Source organism: Lachnoanaerobaculum gingivalis, assembly GCF_003862475.1.
In the GTDB taxonomy this organism is placed as follows: domain Bacteria; phylum Bacillota; class Clostridia; order Lachnospirales; family Lachnospiraceae; genus Lachnoanaerobaculum; species Lachnoanaerobaculum gingivalis.
This window is the reverse complement of the sequence record NZ_RRCO01000001.1, coordinates 536,406-555,228: the sequence shown is the minus strand read 5'-3', so window position 1 is coordinate 555,228 and position 18,823 is coordinate 536,406. Positions and strand designations below refer to the sequence as shown.

At 36.3% G+C, this 18,823-nt stretch carries 17 protein-coding genes; 15 read left to right on the top strand and 2 right to left on the bottom strand.

The genetic code is table 11. The features are described 5' to 3' along the window. Nucleotides 1-147 precede the first annotated feature (147 nt). The 4 genes from EHV10_RS02575 to EHV10_RS02560 are packed head-to-tail and all read left to right on the top strand — an operon-like array spanning nt 148 to nt 3,988. Complete coding sequence (locus tag EHV10_RS02575; RefSeq protein WP_128673276.1) at nt 148-795, top strand: corrinoid protein; 648 nt, start codon at nt 148-150, stop codon at nt 793-795. A gap of 4 nt (nt 796-799) precedes the next feature. Then, nucleotides 800-1,390, top strand: a complete 591-nt coding sequence (locus EHV10_RS02570) for a hypothetical protein (RefSeq protein ID WP_128673275.1) — start codon at nt 800-802, stop codon at nt 1,388-1,390. Nucleotides 1,391-1,392: 2 nt separating this feature from the next. Continuing rightward, complete coding sequence (locus EHV10_RS02565; RefSeq protein ID WP_128673274.1) at nt 1,393-2,919, top strand: ASKHA domain-containing protein; 1,527 nt, start codon at nt 1,393-1,395, stop codon at nt 2,917-2,919. A gap of 16 nt (nt 2,920-2,935) precedes the next feature. Further along, nucleotides 2,936-3,988 carry a uroporphyrinogen decarboxylase family protein gene (locus EHV10_RS02560; protein WP_128673273.1) on the top strand — a complete coding sequence of 351 codons (1,053 nt, stop codon included), beginning with the start codon at nt 2,936-2,938 and terminating at the stop codon, nt 3,986-3,988. Nucleotides 3,989-4,053: 65 nt separating this feature from the next. Here EHV10_RS02560 and EHV10_RS02555 read toward each other — a convergent pair whose 3' ends face one another. Next, a complete protein-coding gene (locus tag EHV10_RS02555) occupies nt 4,054-5,631 on the bottom strand; it encodes a vWA domain-containing protein (RefSeq protein ID WP_128673272.1) in 1,578 nt (525 codons plus the stop codon). A 115-nt stretch (nt 5,632-5,746) separates the two neighbouring features. Beyond that, nucleotides 5,747-6,598, bottom strand: coding sequence for an AraC family transcriptional regulator (locus tag EHV10_RS02550; protein WP_128673271.1), 852 nt, complete (start codon nt 6,596-6,598; stop codon nt 5,747-5,749). 152 nt (nt 6,599-6,750) lie between these two features. Between EHV10_RS02550 and EHV10_RS02545 the strand changes: the two genes are divergently transcribed. The 11 genes from EHV10_RS02545 to pcp all read left to right on the top strand — a co-directional run bounded on the left by EHV10_RS02545 (nt 6,751) and on the right by pcp (nt 18,654). Continuing rightward, on the top strand, nt 6,751-8,130 hold the full coding sequence (locus EHV10_RS02545) for an MATE family efflux transporter (RefSeq protein ID WP_128673270.1): 1,380 nt from the start codon (nt 6,751-6,753) through the stop codon (nt 8,128-8,130). A 14-nt stretch (nt 8,131-8,144) separates the two neighbouring features. After that, entirely contained in the window at nt 8,145-9,494 is a 1,350-nt protein-coding gene (locus EHV10_RS02540; protein ID WP_128673269.1) for an ABC transporter substrate-binding protein, read from the top strand. A 74-nt stretch (nt 9,495-9,568) separates the two neighbouring features. Beyond that, nucleotides 9,569-10,465 carry a carbohydrate ABC transporter permease gene (locus tag EHV10_RS02535; protein WP_128673268.1) on the top strand — a complete coding sequence of 299 codons (897 nt, stop codon included), beginning with the start codon at nt 9,569-9,571 and terminating at the stop codon, nt 10,463-10,465. A gap of 2 nt (nt 10,466-10,467) precedes the next feature. Further along, complete coding sequence (locus EHV10_RS02530) at nt 10,468-11,325, top strand: carbohydrate ABC transporter permease (protein ID WP_128673267.1); 858 nt, start codon at nt 10,468-10,470, stop codon at nt 11,323-11,325. Nucleotide 11,326: 1 nt separating this feature from the next. Then, on the top strand, nt 11,327-12,478 hold the full coding sequence (locus EHV10_RS02525; protein WP_128673266.1) for a glycoside hydrolase family 88/105 protein: 1,152 nt from the start codon (nt 11,327-11,329) through the stop codon (nt 12,476-12,478). Then, nucleotides 12,471-14,051, top strand: a complete 1,581-nt coding sequence (locus EHV10_RS02520; protein WP_128673265.1) for a glycoside hydrolase family 28 protein — start codon at nt 12,471-12,473, stop codon at nt 14,049-14,051. The genes EHV10_RS02525 and EHV10_RS02520 overlap by 8 nt, the downstream gene beginning before the upstream one ends. After that, entirely contained in the window at nt 14,048-15,073 is a 1,026-nt protein-coding gene (locus EHV10_RS02515; protein ID WP_128673264.1) for a pectinesterase family protein, read from the top strand. Before EHV10_RS02520 ends, EHV10_RS02515 begins: the two co-directional genes overlap by 4 nt. Before the next feature lie 30 nt (nt 15,074-15,103). Next, on the top strand, nt 15,104-16,093 hold the full coding sequence (locus EHV10_RS02510) for a M29 family metallopeptidase (protein WP_128673263.1): 990 nt from the start codon (nt 15,104-15,106) through the stop codon (nt 16,091-16,093). Nucleotides 16,094-16,350: 257 nt separating this feature from the next. Further along, nucleotides 16,351-17,025: a DUF969 domain-containing protein gene (locus EHV10_RS02505; protein ID WP_128673262.1), complete on the top strand. Its 675-nt coding sequence runs from the start codon at nt 16,351-16,353 to the stop codon at nt 17,023-17,025. Then, nucleotides 17,025-17,987: a DUF979 domain-containing protein gene (locus EHV10_RS02500; protein WP_128673261.1), complete on the top strand. Its 963-nt coding sequence runs from the start codon at nt 17,025-17,027 to the stop codon at nt 17,985-17,987. Before EHV10_RS02505 ends, EHV10_RS02500 begins: the two co-directional genes overlap by 1 nt. A gap of 19 nt (nt 17,988-18,006) precedes the next feature. Next, the gene (gene pcp / locus EHV10_RS02495; RefSeq protein WP_128673260.1) at nt 18,007-18,654 is read left to right on the top strand and encodes a pyroglutamyl-peptidase I; all 648 of its coding nucleotides are present in this window, start codon (nt 18,007-18,009) and stop codon (nt 18,652-18,654) included. Nucleotides 18,655-18,823 lie beyond the last annotated feature (169 nt).

The window sequence follows — 18,823 nt, the reverse complement described above, 5'->3', positions numbered from 1 at the left end:
CAAATATATATATAAACATCTATATATATTCAAAAAAACGATAAAAGTATACTTTTTATTCAAAAGATATATAATAGCTTAATATGTTTTTGTATTAAGATAGTAAGCATTGAAGAGAAGATTTTGGAGGCTTTAAGTAGATATAGTATGAGAAGTAAAAAAGATATGTTGAGGCTGATGGCTGATTATGTAAGAGATATGGAAGATGAGGCGATTGTTGATATTGCAAAGGAATATCTTGAGGCAGGTTATTCGGCAAAAGAGGGTATACTTGACGGTTTGACTGTAGGAATGGAGGAAGCCGGCAAGCTTTATGATGAAGAGGAATATTATATAGCGGAATTATTACTTTGTGCCGATGCGATGTATGCAGGCATTGATGTATTAAAGGACAGAATAGAAGGAAATGTTGATAAGAAGATAAAGGTCGTAATCGGTGTAATAGAAGGTGATACACATGACATTGGTAAAAATCTTGTAAAGATAATGCTTGAAACCGCCGGCTTTGAGATGATAGATCTTGGAAGAGATGTTCCTGTAAAAGATTTTGTAAAGGCTGCAATTAAACATCAGGCAGGACTTGTATGTATGTCTTCCTTAATGTCGACAACAATGTATGGAATGCAAAGGGTTATAGAGGGACTTGTAGAAAGCGGATATCGTGACAATGTAAAAGTTATGGTGGGAGGAGGTCCGATCACCCATAATTTTGCAATGCAGATAGGTGCCGATGCATATTCGGATAATGCGATAGAAGCCGTAAGTGTAGCAAAAAAGCTTTGTAATCAGGCCTAAGATAATGAGAGATTTATTATTTTGTCAGGATAATGATAAATATCCGACAGATTATGTTTATAATAAGTTATATAAAGAGAATGTATATGAGATTGACGGTGTATTGCAGATCTTTGATAATGCCGGAGAGCTTAATACTATATATAAGTACTTAATAAAATATGACGGATTATCGAATGAAGCCAAAGCAGTTATGGATGAGAAGATTAAAGATATAGAAGAAAAATTACTTGAAAGAGTGGACACAGCCATATCAAAGGGATATAAAATAATAAGTCTGGCGGATCCGCTATCAAGCGTTGAATTTCTGGGTAAAAAGGGCACGAAAGTATATATTGATACTATTTTGCCGGAGCTTATATATAAATTAAAGAACTTATGTGAGTCTAATGATTGTATACTTCATTTATGCCCAAGGCTGAGTGTTTTATTAAAATCAGATGAAAATACCAAGTTTAAAGAGATAAAGCTTGAGTGTAGTTACAACTCTTTAGTAGAGGCTTTATTATCAAATCATGAAGAGAGTATAACGGCCTTTAGATGTATACATTTTCGTGGTAAGATCGATAAGATCAAAGCCCTCAGATTGGATTAAATATGAAGTTATTGGAATTTTTAAGAGAAAAAAATATCCATATAGATGCTGCATGCAATGGTCTGGGAGTATGCGGAAAATGCAGGATAAAGCTTGAAAATACAGACGCTTTGGAGAGTGAGAGAAAACTTTTGGGAGAAGATAATATAAAATCCGGATATAGACTTGCCTGTATGCACTCTGTAGATGAAGTTGATAAAGAGCTTATATTAAAAGAGATTGAGCATACTGAAAAGCCTGAAAATATAGTACTTACCGATAGTTTTACACCTAAAATCAATCATACAAATATACGAGATAAGTACGGTATTGCTATAGATATAGGAACTACTACAGTAGCTATGGAGCTTATAGATCTAAAGAGTGCAGGGATTATTTTAAAAGTTGCCGATGTAAACTCACAGGTCAAATTCGGCTTTGATGTGATGAGTAGAATTGCATTTACTTTGGAAAATTTCGGAGGACTTTCGGCTTTACAAAAAAGTATTGTTGATACTTTGAATATACTTATAAATAAGCTGATTGATGAAAGTAAAATATGTAGGAGTGAGATTGTAGAGCTTGTAGTATCTGCAAATACCACAATGTGTCATATTCTGCTTGGAGAGAGTGTGGAAAGTTTGGGCAAATTTCCTTTTTTACCAAAATTCAAGGAAGGAAAGAAAGTATCTGCAAAAGATATAGGAATAGACCTTGGTGCTAAACTTATAACATTACCGCATATATCAGGATTTCTGGGTTCAGATATAGTATCCGGAGTATATGCAAGCGGTATTTGTGATGATAATAGAGCTGAAAATATACTTTTTATAGATATCGGAACAAATGGAGAAATGCTTCTAAAAACAGATAAGAGGCTCCTGGCCACCTCATGTGCTATAGGACCGGCTCTTGAAGGCATGAATATTTCATGCGGTATCAGAGCCGGAATCGGTGCTATAGATGATTTTCACATTGATGAAGCCGGTATTTCTTATACTACTATTGGAAATACAGAGCCGACAGGAATATGCGGCAGCGGTGTACTCTCTATTGTGAGAGAGCTTTTAAAGGCAGGCTTTATAAATAAAATGGGAGCTATAGATAAAAAATGTCTTGATAGTAATCAGAGCTTTATTAAAGCGGACGATTCCGGTAAGCCTTTTATAAAAATAAATGATAATCTGTACTTTACAGCTAGGGATATAAGGCAGGTACAGCTTGCCAAGGGAGCTATACTCTCAGGCATAAGGGCTCTTATAAAAAAAGCCGGTATTGAAACCGGTGATATAACAAGAGTGTGTATAGCCGGGCAGTTTGGTAAGTATATAAGTATGGACTCTTTCTTTGGGGTCGGCCTTATGCCAAGGGAATTTGATGGTAAGGTGGAATACCTTGGAAATACCTCTTTGAGAGGAGCTTATATGGCTCTTCTTGATAAAAATGCCATAGAGTATATGACTGAAATATCTGTGGAGACTGAGTATTTTGAGCTTTCAAAGCTTGAAGACTATGAAAAAATATTTGCAAAGGCTTTGAGATTTGATTGATAACAGGAGAAAATATATGGAACTTAAGATTCATCCCAAGGATAAAATGACACCTTTGGAAAGGGCAAAAGCAATAGCTGAAAATAAAGATTATGACAGAATAATGATGGATCCTTTTTTGGGTGAGATAAAGGCAAGGCTTATTGGAAAAAACACCAGAGAGTATTGGAGAAATGAGGACAGCCTTGTAATGGGAGACATTGCAGCCATGAACCGATTCGGTTTGGACGGAATGGGTGTGGGTCCGAATGCCTACGGCATTGCAGAGGCAATGGGAGTAGTGCCGCATTACCCTGAGCAGGGACTGATATATGTTGAGAGTCATCCCATAAACAGTATTGATGAGGTCAATAAGCTAAAGGATATTACACTTGATAGCGGAAGTTTGAAGATGTATTATAATGCTACTGCAAGGCTTAGAGAAGTTGCTGACGGATTTTGTGGAGTAGGAGCTTCGGTATCAGGACCTATAACATTAGCAGGATTTGTACTGGGAACAGATAAACTTTTAAAAGCTATGATAAAATCACCTGATAAGGTGCATGATTTTTTGAGATATATAACAGATAATGTAAAAAAGGTCGTGGATATTTTCAATGTACTTGATATAGGCTTTTCAATGGCGGATCCTATAGCCTCCTGTACTATGATAAGCCCCAAAATGTATAAGGATTTCGCATATCCATATACTTTGGAAATCAGTTCTTATATCATGGAAAAATCAGGCAGAGCACCAAGCTATCATGTTTGCGGTAATACAAAAAAGGTGTGGAAGTATGTAAAAAATCTGGATATAGGCCTCTTTAGTGTGGACAATGAGATGGATATAGATGAAACTTGTGAGTTTTTTGCAGATTCAAAGATGGTTGCAGGAAATGTGGCACCGGTTTATACAATCTGCAATGGAACACAGGAAAATATAGAAGATGAAGTAAAAAGATGTATTCTTGCCGGAAAGAAATGTAAAAAAGGATTTGTGCTCACTCCGGGATGTAACCTCCCCCTTGCAACAACTGATGAAAAGATAGATATGTTTTTGAATGCGGGGAGGAAGTATAGCTTTATATAGGACATAAGTCAATAAGCTTCGCAGAGTATAAAAATTCTGCGAAGCTTTAAAAATCATATTATATATTATTGTTCTTTTGCCAAGGTAGCTATCTTTTTTACAAGTAATAAAAATTCCAACTTACTTGTATCATTTTTGATATCCGGAATTGAATCAAGCAATGACACAACACTGTCATAGCTTGATTTGCCTTTAAACTCCGAATCACGAAGCAACATGCCGGTCTGTGCCACTGCAGCAGCAAACTTCATATTATCAGACATCTCTTCCTTTATAGCTTCAGTGCTGACAGGGTAGTTTAATTCTTTACTCGTTTCGGAATCAGGCTCCTTATATCTTACTGCAATATTTAAAAGATCGTTTGAATCGTTGGCGGCAGTGGTTTGATATTTAAGGTCTGAACCTATTTCCATAGGTGAATCATTGTCAACTATTTCATATAACACGGTTACTCTGTGGCCTGAGCCTATTTCACCGCCATCTTTTTTATCATCCTTAAAGTCTTCATCATCCATGATACGATTTTCGTAGCCTATCAGTCTGTATCCCTTTATAAATTTAGGGTTGAATTCCAACTGGAACTTTACATCCTTTGCTACAGTAAAGAAGTTTGCACCAAGCTCTTGTGAGAGTACTTTCTTTGCTTCAAATCTTGAATCAATATAAGAATAATTTCCGTTTCCATTGTCAGCCAGTGCCTCCATCTTATTGTCCTTTATATTCTCAGTACCGAATCCCAGGACGGAAAGGAATACACCGCTTTCTTTTTCTTTCTTTATAAGCCTTGTAAGTTCACCTTCACTTGTGATTCCGACATTTAAATCACCGTCGGTAGCAAGTATAACTCTGTTATTTCCGTCAGCTTTAAAGTATTTTTTTGCGATCTTATAAGCAGTCTTGATACCTTCAGACCCTGCAGTACTTCCGCCTGCTTCCAAATCTTCTATAGCAGCCATTATTTCTTTTGAGTCGGAACCCTTTGCACCTTCAAGTACAACCCGATCGCTTCCTGCATATGTAACTATGGAAATTGTATCATTTTCCTTTAACTGCTCACACAGAAGCAAGAATGCATTTTTAACAAGAGGTAATTTGTCAGGTTCATCCATAGAGCCTGATACATCAATAAGAAATACAAGGTTTGATGGTTTCTTTTCAAGTTCATCCACCTGTTTTGCCTGCATACCTACCATCATAAGCTTGGTATCGGGATTCCACGGACATGCGGAAATTTCGGTAGTTACCGAGAAAGGCTCACCATCCTTTGGCTGTGGATAGTCATAGTGGAAATAATTTAACATTTCCTCAATTCTTACCGCATCAGCCGGAGGCAACTCGCCGGAATTTACAAATCTTCTGATATTTGCATAGGAAGCGGTATCCACATCAGCCGCAAATGTGGAAAGCGGTGAAGTGGCTACGGCCTTGAAAGAGGTCTCATCGATAGCATTGTATTCCTCAGTATTATAATTTTCATCATAACTTACATAAGGAGTGGCATATTCAGCCACCTTTCCGGTATCATAAACCGCACCTTCTGTTTTAGGCTGTGGGCCTGAACATCCGACAAGTAAGGCAGGGGTGCTGAGGGCAAATATCAACATACCTGTACTTACCTTACAAAAACTTGATTTATTTTTCATATACTCATCCTCCTAATAAAACAATCAAGTGTAAAGTGTTATAGTAATAGTAACATTAAATACAATATAATAAATGTAGAAGAGTGTAAGTATTTATTAAAATTTTAGACATAGTTTATTCATTTATCTGTGCTTCGCTTGATTTTCTGTAATGTCTGGGAGAAAGACCGTAGGTTTTTTTAAAGGCGTCCTTAAAGTAGTTGCTGTCATTGAATCCACAACTGATTGCTATATCGGTTACAGTAAGTTTTGTGGTGGCAAGCTTGGTGGCGGCCTGTTTTAATCGTATATAGTTTAGATATTCTTTAAATCTCATTCCTGTAGTATTTTTAAATTTTTTACTGAAGTAGGTATAACTTAGACCTGCCCTATCTGCAATATCATTCAGAGTTAAAGGTTTATCATAATTGTCCGTGATATACTTTGCCAAGGTCAGCATATGCTCGTCAGTGGTATTTATAATAGCCGGTGTGTAACGATTAAAAGAGCAAAGTCTGATACAGTAAAGGAATAATTCTTTCAAAAGAAGTCTAAGAGTTTTTGAGCTGTGTTCATCATCAAGTTTATCCTCAGTGAGTATATTTTGAAGATGCTCATTTATTTTACCTTGATAGGCGGCAGGAACATGAAATACCTCTTTACTTGAAAAATAGTTTTTAAAAGTGTCGTTGTTCATATAAATATTGTCGACAAGGTCGCTGTATTTAAAGTAAATATTTATTCTCACACATGGAGTGTCCGAAGTATATTTGGTATAATGCATTTCTCTTGGCGGAATAAGCAAAAAATCTCCGGCATTCATCTCAAGCATTTGATTATCTATAAAAAAAGTACATTTTGAAGCCTTGCAATAATATAATTCATAATACATATGAAAGTGATTGTCAGGCATATTAAATTTATAGCTGTTATTTCTGGTGGCGATGTTCACATAAATTCTGTCAATATCGGAATTAGATACTCTCATAAAACCTCCTTAAATCAGTATTTAAAAACATTATAACACAGTACTTAAACTTAAAATAACAAAAAAACAGTACTTTACTCTGTTTTGCACTATTTTTAGTTAGTTTTTTGGCTTGAGCTGTTGTATAAATTAGTTAAATGAAAGGCAAAAGTATGAGTGAAAGTATCAAATGTAGCAGGGATGAAGCATTTAGAGAGAGAAGTTTAAATGGTGATATGCTTGCATTGGTTATTTATACAGGTATGCCGCTGGCGATATATCAGGGACTCAGTCAGTTGTTCAAAATATTTGACACAATAATGGCAGCCCATATAAATGCCGAATCGGTGTCTGCGGTAGCATATCTGTCACAGCTTATAGCTTTATTGTCTGCCATATCGGGAGGTCTTTCAGTAAGTGCAGGAATAAAAATTTCAAGTGCATTTGGAGAGGGCGACTATGATATGGTCAAAAAAAGAGTAAGTACTGTTTATTTGACAGCTGCCGTATTTGCGGTTTTGATGTTGGCTGTATTCATTCCGCTGACAATACCCTTTTTAAAACTGGCGGCAACACCGGATATACTTATAAAAGCCGGTGCATCATATTTCAGTATTGAAATTTTGACCATGGCTGTCAGTTTTATAAATAATATTTATATTGCAGTGGAGAGGTCAAGGGGGAATACATCAAGAATATTATGGCTTAATATGCTGGTATTGGTATCAAAACTTATACTTACAGCAATATTTGTATATATATTCAATGGCGGATTGCATATGATTGCAATTGCCACCTTGTTATCTCAGAGTATGTTGCTTATATTTGCAATATATAACAGTCTTGAAAAGAAAAGTATTTTCTCATTTGATTTAAAGTTTGTCAGCTTTAGAAAAAATGTTGTAAATGATATGTATCTGCTGTCAATTCCTGTTGTTGCGGAGAAGATATTTTTTTCTTTGGGAAAGACCCTTATAAACAGTATGAGTACCGTATACGGAGCTTTGATGGTTGGAGCTTTGGGAGTATCAAATACTCTGGGAGGAATTACAACATCACCGCAGAACGGATTTCAAGACGGCAGCAGTGCAATAATAAGCCAAAACTTCGGTGCAGGCAAATATAGGAGGGTATTAAGCGCATTTTATAATACTGCATTTGTAAATACCGTAATGGGATTTATAATTTGTATATTAACTTTATTGGGATTAGATTTCTTAAGTAATATTTTTGCAGGAGGAGATATCAATTTTGCAAAAATGATCAGAGAAGTTTACAGATACGAAGCCATAGGCTCGTTATTCCTGGGAGTCAATGCTGCAGTAATGTCATTACTGTACGGTTTGGGAAGGACAAAGATAACGATGATTTTGAATATATCAAGAGTCTTTGTATTCAGAATACCGGTACTGTACTTTCTTCAAAATTTCACAAATTTAAAAGATGCAAGTATAGGTATAGTAATGATGGTAAGCAATGTTTCTATAACAGTAATGTCTGTGGTAGTGATTTGCTTTGTAATAAAAAATTATAAAAATAAATATTTATTATAAAAGAGGAGAAGATTATGATGAAAAAGTTGAGTTTGGCAATGGCTGTTTTGTTGGCCGGTTCATTAACAGCATGTACAGGAAATGCAGGTAAGGATGTTTCAAAGGAAGCACAAAGTAAAGAGAGTACAACAGCAAAGAGTGAAGACACAACTTCAGGACCTGTTACACTTACATTTAACTGGTGGGGCGGAGATTCCAGACATGAGGCAACAAAAAAGGCTGTAGATGCTTTTATGGCGAAGTATCCTGATATCAAGGTTGAAGTAAATTTCGGAGCATGGACAGATTGGGAGACTGCAAGAGCGCTGGAGTTCCAGTCAGGTACGGCTGCAGATCTTTCACAGATAAATATGGACTGGATCAGCAACTATGATGCAAACGGTGATACATTCCTTGATTTAAACACTGTGTCTGATGTTATCGATCTTACTCAGTATGACAGTGCACTTCTTGACAGATCAAAGGACTCAAAGGGCGGACTTGCAGGTGTGCCTATAGCTGAGACGGGAAGAATTTTCTATTGGGATAAGACCACATTTGATGAGGCAGGTATTGATACACCTAAGTCTCTTGCAGAGCTTAGAGCGGCAGGCGCTACTTTCAAAGAGAAACTTGGAGATGACTATTATCCTCTTGCAATGGGACAGTATGACAGAGCAATCTTTATGACATTCTATCTTCAGGCAAAATATAAGGAAGCAATCTTTAGTGATGAAGGAAAGTTCAACTTCACACAAGATCAGATAAAGGACGGTATAGAGTTTATACAGTCACTTGAGGCGGATCATGTTATTCCGTCAATAAAAACTGTAGACGGTGACGGTGCCGCAAGCTTTGATGTAAACGAGAAGTTTATCAGTGGAAAATATGCAGGTATTTTAGAGTGGGACAGCTCGGCAAGCAAGTTTAAGAAGGCACTGGGAGATGCAAGAGAACTTGTTGTAGGTGAAGAATTTAAGGACCTTGCCGACGGAAGCGACACAGGCGTGTTTACAAAGATATCAATGCTTTATGCAATATCTGCAAAATCACAGCATCCGAAGGAAGCTGCAATGTTACTTAACTTCCTTGTAAACGATCCTGAAGGCATAGAGATAATCGGCACAGAAAGAGGAATACCGGCTTCCAAGGTGGCGCTTGAGCAGCTTACAAAGGCGGATAAAATAAATCCTATGACAGGTGATGCACACAAAAAGGTGCTTGAAGCTGCAGAGTTCAGCATGAGTCCTAAATTTGACGATTCATCACTTAAGGGATCAAGTGGACTTTATACAGAAGTATTCGGTGGAGTAAGCTATGGAGATTACAGTGCCGAGGACGGCGCAAAGATGCTCTTTGACGGATTCAGTAATGTAAGCAACTAAGTTTGCAAAATAAATATTTTAATCTGACAGAGGGGGCCGTATTTTTACAGCCCCCTTTTATAAGGAGAATTGTTTTGAAAAATAAGACATTTAAAAAGGTTTTGAAAAATAATATAGGTTTTCTTTTTATATTACCATGGCTTATAGGATTCTGCGTTTTTAAGCTGTATCCTTTCGCATCATCACTTTATTTCAGCTTTACAGATTTTCACCTGTTTAAGGGAATATCAAAGTATACTGTAGAAAATTATGTTGATGTATTTACAAATAAAAACGAGCTTAAGGCTTTGATTGTAACTTTTAAGTATGCATTCATAACGGTACCGCTAAAGCTTGTAGCCGCACTGTTTATCGCATATATACTAAACTTCAAGATAAAGGGAGTAAACTTTTTTAGAACTGCATACTATATTCCGTCAATACTTGGAGGCTCTGTGGCTATTTCAGTACTTTGGAAGGCACTTTTTAAAGATGGAGGTCTTATTCAGACAGCATTTGCTATGGTAGGACTTCATGCTCCAAGCTTTTTCTCTGATCCGAACTGGGCATTGTTTTCCATATCACTGCTTAGAATGTGGCAGTTCGGTTCGGCAATGGTGATATTTCTTGCGGCACTTAAGGGAGTTCCGGCAGAACTTTATGAGGCTGCATCAATTGACGGAGCGGGAAAGTGGAAGCAGTTTTTCTCGGTTACGGTACCGCTTATTACACCTGTAATATTTTATAATCTTATAACTCAGCTTGTACAGGCATTCCAGGAGTTTAACGGACCTTATATCATAACTCAGGGAGGTCCAAGAGGTTCAACTACATTGATGTCACTTTTGATATACAATAATGCATTTAAAAACTATCAGATGGGTAAGGCAAGTGCTCAAGCCTGGGTGTTATTCGTTATTTTACTTGTTTTGACAGCAGTAGCATTCTATTCACAAAAACATTGGGTTTACTATGCGGATGAGGAGAAATAAAAATGAGCTTAAAAACAAAAAGAAATATACAATTGGTTATAAGATATACTGTTCTGATAGCAGTGGGTTTATTTATGATATATCCGCTTTTATGGATGATCGGAGCTACATTTAAGCCGAATAATGAGATATTCTCAGGGCTTAATATTCTTCCGAAAAAGGCTACATTTGAGGGATATTTAAATGCAATGAAAAACTATGGCGGTGATATAAATATATGGAAGGCAATGTTAAATACCTATTCATATGTTATACCTGCCGTAATATTTACAATAGTTTCATCTACTTTAACGGCATATGGTTTCGGAAGATTTAAATTCTTCGGAAGAAGTGTTTTATTTGCAATATTGATGTCAACACTTTTCCTGCCACAGGTAGTTTTGAATGTACCGCAGTATATTATGTATAATATTTTCGGATGGGTAGGCTCAAAGCTTTATCTACCGCTTATTGTTCCTTCGATGTTTGCTACAGAGACATATTTTGTATTCATGCTTATTCAGTTTTTAAGAAATATACCTAAGGAGCTTGAAGAAGCGGCAAAGATTGACGGATGTAATGAAATACAGACTTTGATTAAGGTAATAGTACCTATGTTAAAGCCTGCACTTGTTTCATGTGCACTTTTTAAATTTATGTGGGCAAGTAATGACTTCCTTGGACCGCTTTTGTATGTAAACAATCCTGCAAAATATCCTGCAACTATATTTGTAAAGCTTGCAATGGACTCGGATGCAGGATTTGCATGGAACAGGATACTTTCAACATCACTTATTTCAATTTTACCTTCAGTAATTATATTCTTTATAGCACAGAATCAGTTTGTAGAGGGAATATCTGCAGGTGGAGTAAAGGGTTGATATGGTAAAAAAAGAAAAATATATATTACTTGATAAATATATTGATTTTTTATTGGAAAACTCGGATGCCTCTTCACCGATGTGGAATATAGAGCGTATCAGAAGCGGATGCAAAAATAAGTGGAATTATATTGACGCCTGCATGATAAGTGCATATCTTGAACTTTATGAAATAAAGAAAGATAAAAAGTATCTGAATTTTTGTGATAAATTTGTATTTGCATTTGTAAATGAGGACGGAAGTATAAATACTTATGATATAAAAGAATACAATATTGACAATATAAGACCGGGCAAAAACCTTTTTAAGCTTTTTGAACTTACAGGTAAGGAAAAGTATAGAAAAGCTATGGATACGGTGTACTCCCAACTAAAAACAATGCCGAGGACTGATGAAGGTAATTTCTGGCATAAGAAAATCTATCCCTATCAGGTCTGGCTTGACGGACTTTATATGGCGCAGCCGTTTTATATGGAGTATGAAACCAAATATAACAGGATGAGGTTTTGTATTGACAGTTTTTCACAGTTTGAAAATGTGGAAAGAATAATGAAAGATACAAATACAGGTCTGTATTATCACGGCTATGACGAGTCAAGGCAGTCGCTTTGGTGTGATAAGAAAACCGGCTTAAGCAAAAATTTTTGGTTGAGGTCAATAGGATGGTTTATATTAAGCCTTGTGGATACGGCACTTGTCATAGATGAGTCATTATACTATGAATTTAGAAGATTACAGGAGATGCTTTATAATCTTGCAAACGATTTGCTTAAGTTTCAGGATGAGAGCGGAATGTTTTATCAGCTGGTAGACAGGAAAGATGATAAAGACAATTACCTTGAGACATCGGGAAGTGCACTTATTTCATATGCTTTTTTGAAAGCCGTAAGAAATAAGCTTTTACCGAAAAGATTTGAAGATATCGGAAAAAAGATATTTGACGGTATTCTGGACAGGTATCTATGTGTTGAGGGAGAAGAGCTCTCAATTGGAGGAATTTGCCTTGTAGCCGGACTTGGAGGCAAGGAAAACAGGGACGGAAGCGCAGAGTATTATTACTCGGAACCGGTTGTAAAAAATGAGGCAAAGGGAGTGGCACCGCTTCTTATGGCATATACTGAAATAATAAGGTTGGGTATGGCATATGATTGACTTTGAAATTGTAAAGGTGTTTAAGAGGAGTGTAACAATTGAAGTCTGTAGTGATACTCCTTATGAAAATGAAAAGATATATGATGTTTTTATAAACGGTGAAAAGAAAATCTCAACAAATAAAAATGTTATATCAATTTTTAATCTTCTTCCGGACAGTGATTATAATATATATATCACTTGCGAGAATGAGGATTCCTATAAAAAAAACTTTTATACTCAATATGAGTATGTGCTTTTAAATATAAAAGATTTCGGAGCTGCAGGTGACGGAGTAAAGACGGATTCGGTATGTATACAGGCTGCAATAAATGCCTGTCCTAAGGACGGTACCGTTTATATTCCTAAGGGAAAATATTTATGCACCCCTGTATTTTTAAAGAGCAATATAGATATTTGGATAGATAAGGATGCCATACTTATCGGTGAAAAAGACAGAAAAAAGTATCCGATTCTACCGGGTATGACACAGTCAAGTGATGAAAAGAATGAGTACAATATCGGATCATGGGAGGGCAATCCGCTGGACTGTTTTGCCGCACTTATTACAGGAATAAGTGTGGAGAATGTACTGATATATGGTGAGGGTATACTGGACGGCAATGCAGGTATGCTTGACTGGTGGAAGGATGCAAAGAAGAAGAATATAGCATGGAGACCGAATATGGTATTTTTACATAATTGCAAAAACATAGCCATGCAGGGACTTTGTATAATGAATTCACCTTCGTGGACTGTTCATCCATATTACAGCGACAATCTTTTGTTTTTAAACAATACAATTATGAATCCTGACAATTCCCCTAATACTGACGGGCTTGATCCTGAAAGTTGTGAAAATGTCCTTATACTTGGTGCGGATATTTCTGTGGGAGACGATTGTGTTGCAATAAAGAGCGGAAAATACTATATGGCACTAAGGCATTATAAGCCTGCAAAGAATATAGTTATCAGAAACTCAATATTCAGAAAAGGTCACGGGAGTGTGACTATAGGTTCCGAGGTTGCGGCAGGAGTATATGATGTAAGAGTGGAAAAATGTATTTTTGAAGGTACGGACAGAGGGCTTAGAATAAAGACCAGAAGAGGCAGAGGAGAGAAATCTGTCCTTGATAATATTTATTTTGAGAATATTATTATGAAAGATGTGTGCATGCCTTTTACTGCCAATATGTTCTACTTCTGCGATCCTGACGGACATTCCGATTATGTACAAAATCAGGATAAAATGGAAGTCAATGAAAAGACTCCGAAAATCGGAAAAATAGAAGCAAGGGATATCAGATGTGAGAATGTAAAAAATATATTTGCATGTCTCTATGGGTTGCCGGAGATGCCTATTGAGGAAATCAAGCTTGAAAATATCACTTTAAGCTTTGATAAGAATGAGAATATCAAGCCTGTTGTTCCGATAATGATGGACAATTTTCCTGCTATGTGTAAAAGGGGAATATTTGCCAAGAATATAAAAAAGCTTATATTAAAAAATATAGAGATTACAGGCAGTAAAGACAGCAATCCTTTTATGGAAAATATTGAGGATTGTGAATGTATAGAGGTGAAATTCAATTGAAAACAGAAGATAATAAAATAACAATCAAAGTCGGAAAAAAAGACGGTGATTACAGCAGCTTAAGAGAGTGTATGCACTCTCTTAATTTTATAAAAACGGAAAATAAGAGGACAGAGATAATACTTACAGATGAAAAATACTTTGAGCAGGTGATTATTACAAAACCTGATATTACATTAAAGGCGAAAGAGGGTGTAAGTCCTACAATAAGCTTTTATTATGGAATAGGCTATAAATATAAAAGTATAGGAGAGTCGGGTTATTTTGAAGAAAATAAAATAGCCGGCAAGCATTTTGCAAAAAGATGGGGTGCAACTGTTATAGTTGAAAAATCTGCATATAATTTCAGAGCTGAGAATATAAATTTTGAAAACTCTTTTAATCTGTACATGACCGAGAGTGAAATATCAGACGGAATTGAAAGAATAAGCAGTGAAGAATACGGACAGAGCAAATGTGAAACCAATGAAGACAGATTATCCCTTGAAATTAAAGTAGGAGAGTATCATAATAAAGAGAGAGCGGCTGCATTGGTCTGTGAAGCTGATAATTCTCTATTTGTAAACTGTAATTTTAAATCAAGCCAGGACACATTATATGCAGGACATGGTAAACAAAGATTTATTTACTGTAATATCTATGGCAATATCGACTATATTTTCGGTGAAGAAGATGCAAGAGCTGATTTTATAAAGTGTAATCTGATATGGCTTGGATATACGGGAGAGGAGGCATCTCCAGGAATAATATGCGCACCGAAGGGGATATTTACATTTTATAAATGCAGGATAGAAAAGAATAAAGATAAGAAATACAAAAGTATAGCGGGATATCTGGCAAGACCGTGGAGAGCAAGCGGTGCCGTATTGTTCTATAAATGTGATATTGAAGAAAACTCAATATGTAAAGAGGGTTTTACGGAAATGAATAAAGTTACCCCTGAGGAAGTGGCCTTTTTTGAGTATGAAAATATTTGTAATGGAAAGATTTTTATTACAGACAGGGGTAAAGAACTGTTTTAGTGATTTGAAAATATATCAGGGGGTATTTTTGTGGCTGTCATTATCAAAAATGATGAAAAGGCTCTTGCAGGTGCGAGATGTATTATACAAAACTGGATAGAAGCTAAGGAAAATGAGGTATTGCATTTTATAACCGATGAAAACCATATTAAAGAAGCCGATATTTTTGAACTGGCGGCTTTTGAATGCGGTGTTGTTCCGAAGATAACCATACTTTCATCAGACGGTATACAGTCAGGTGAAGTGATAGAAAAAATGAAGGGCACAATGTATTATTCCGATGTGATAATAGGCGCCACACATTATTCCTTTATTACCACAGAGGCGGTGGATTATGCCTTAAAAAAAGGTTCAAGATTTCTTTCTTTCCCAATGCATACAAATGATAACAGCTCTATATTTGAGAGAGAATTTATCAGAATGAGTCCTAAGGTAGCAAAAAGCATGGGTAAGCCTTTAGCTGAAAAAATCACAAAAGCTGACAGAGTTGTAGTTAAAACAAAGAAAGGCACAAATGTGGCTTTTGGTATTGCCGGAAGGAGGGCAGGTATATTTGCAGGAAGTTGTACAAAAAAAGGAAAAGTGGCTTCTTCAAGCTTTGAAGTGTATGTACCAATTATAGAGACAATGACAAACGGAGTTGTAATAGCCGACGGTTCGCTTGGATATCTTGGAGCTATAAAAAGCCCTATAGAATTGGTATTTGAAAACGGTTATTTGGTTGAGATTAACGGAAAAGAAGATGCTCTCAGACTTAAAAAATATATGGAAAGTTTTGGAGATAAAGAAATATACTGTGCAGCAGAACTCGGAATAGGATTAAATACAAAGTCAAAATGTGAAGGTATATGTTATATTGAAGATGAGTCCACATATAAAACATTTCATATAGGATTTGGAAGAAATATAGCCCTTGGAGGTAATCATGAAGCAAGGGGGCATTTTGATATTGTAACTCATAAGCCCGATATAATAGCGGATGACATTATACTTATGAATGAAGGAGAACTTGTATTTTGAAGCAAAATAAAGCAGTATCTTTATAAAATACTGCCAATAATAATTAGAGGAACCATATATATAGCGCATATTTATTTGATTAAAAAGTGAGATTGCACCATATTAAATGAATAATAAATATATTTATAAGAATATTGTAATTAAATATTGCATTTTAAAAGTAAATACTCTATGATAATCGTAAAGAACTGTATATTTGTCCATAAATTTATACAGTTTTAAATGAGGCGAAATAACTTTTAGAAAGTGAGAAGCTTATGGAAATTATTAAATTAATTGGTGTACTGGTCGTGATTGTCGGTCTTGCTCTTAAGCTGGACACATTGGCTACAGTAGTAGTGGCAGGTATTATTACAGGCCTTGTATCCGGGATGAAACCTATGGAGATCCTTACAGTACTGGGAAATGCATTTATTTCTCAAAGAATATCCACCCTTTTTGTACTTGCATTACCTGTAATAGGTATTTGCGAGAGATACGGTCTTAAGGATAAGGCGGTAGACTTGATAAAGAAAATTGCAAATGCGACCACGGGAAGAATTTTATCATTGTATCTTGCAATTCGTGTGTTTGCAGCGGCAACTTCTTTACGTATAGGTGGCCATATTCAGTTTATTAGACCTCTTATCCATCCTATGGCAAGAGGCGCTTCAGTAGCAAAGTATAAAGACATTGACGAAGCTACCGAGGACGATATTAAGGGACTTTGTGCCGGAGTTGAGAACTTCGGAAACTTCTTCGGTCAGAACTGTTTCCTTGGTGCGTCGGGAACACTTCTTATAGTATCTACACTTACAGAGCAGGGAATTAATGTAGATGTACTGGGTGTAGCTATGTGGTCTATTCCTATAGCTATAGCATCTGTAGTGATAGGAACTGTTTATTTCTTGCTTTATGATAAAAAGCTTGAGAAATCAATGGGAGGTAAATAATGGATAGCGTTTTAAAACTTTCTGAGATAGGAACCTGGGGCCTTCCAAAGGTTGTTGCGGAGATTTTCTTTATATGTATCGGTATTGTTTTTATATTGGTTGGACTTAAGGCGCTTAGAGATAAGCAGTTTGCCAAGAGAAATACTACAGCAGCTTTCTGGTTTATTGTGGCTTTTACATTTATAGCAGGTCCATATGCGCCTAAGTTTGTGACAGGTATTTGTGTAATTCTTATGGCAACACTTACAGCTATAGGTAAGGTTGGACAGAGCGCCAGTGATGTGCCTACAGCCGCAGAAACAAGAGCGAATGCGGATAGACTCGGAAATAAGATATTTATTGCTCCTTTAGTTCTTGCGCTCAGTGCATGGATTATAGCTACGGTATGGAAAAAGCTCGGTGCGAACAATGCTGTAGGATTGTCTGCTCTGATAGCTTTGATAGTTGTGTTCTTCGTAACAGGTGCTAAGAAGGAATATGCTGTAAAAGACGGTACAAGACTTATGGACAATGTAGGTCCTGTAGGACTTTTGCCACAGGTTTTGGCTGCTCTCGGTGCACTTTTTACAGCAGCTGGAGTCGGTGATGTTATAGCAAAGGGTATTGAAACAATTATACCTGACAACAACAGAATTATTGCTGTTATTATCTACTGTCTTGCAATGGCACTTTTTACAGCAATCATGGGAAACGGCTTTGCGGCATTCTCTGTTATTACAGTCGGTATAGGCATTCCATTCCTTATCAATCAGGGTGCAAATCCTTTAGTAGTAGGTGCTATGGGACTTACAGCAGGATATTGCGGTACTTTGATGACACCTATGGCTGCAAATTTCAACATTATGCCTGCTGCACTTCTTGAGACCAAGAACAAGTATGGAATAATAAAGATGCAGTTGCCGTTTGCAATTGCTATGTTATTTACTCACATTGTATTGATGTATATATGTGCTTTTAGATAAGTATTTGAAAGGATAAGATATGAAACTATTATTGACAGCTTTTGATCCGTTCGGTGGTGATGCTATAAATCCTGCTCTTGAGGCGGTGAAGCTTGTAGCTGATAAAATAGGAAGATTTGATATCGTAAAGTTGGAAGTACCTACTGTCTTTAGAAAGTCAATAGATACGGTAGCAAAGGCTATTGAGGAAGAAAAACCGGATGTAGTTCTTTGTATAGGACAGGCAGGTGGAAGATTTGAGATAACACCTGAGAGAGTTGCAATCAATATAGATGATGCCAGAATAAAGGACAATGAAGGCAATCAACCTATAGATATAAAGATTTTTGAAGACGGAGAGAATGCTTACTTTACAACACTTCCTATAAAGGCCATGGTAGAGGCAATCAGAGAAGCAAACCTTCCGGCAGCTGTATCAAATACAGCAGGAACTTTTGTATGTAATCATTTGATGTATGGTGTTCTCTATACATTAGCAAAGAAATATCCTCATATAAAGGGTGGATTTACACATGTTCCGTTTATACCTGCACAGGTGGCAAGAAGAACACCTGTGGCTCCATATATGGCTCTTGAAGATATAAAGAGAGGTCTTGAAGCGGCTATAGCCGCTATTGATAAGAATTTTGAAGCTGATATAAATGTAAACGGCGGTAAAGAGTTTTAATTGATTATAACCTGTTTTGGTATTCCAAGACAGGTTTTTTATTATAAGCAGTGGAATTGTCGCTGTTTATATTTAGGAAAGAGCAAGAGTAAAATATTTTGAAATAAAAAATAGTAAAATAATTTTATCAGCATTAACAATTGTTACAGAAAAACATTTGTTAAAATAC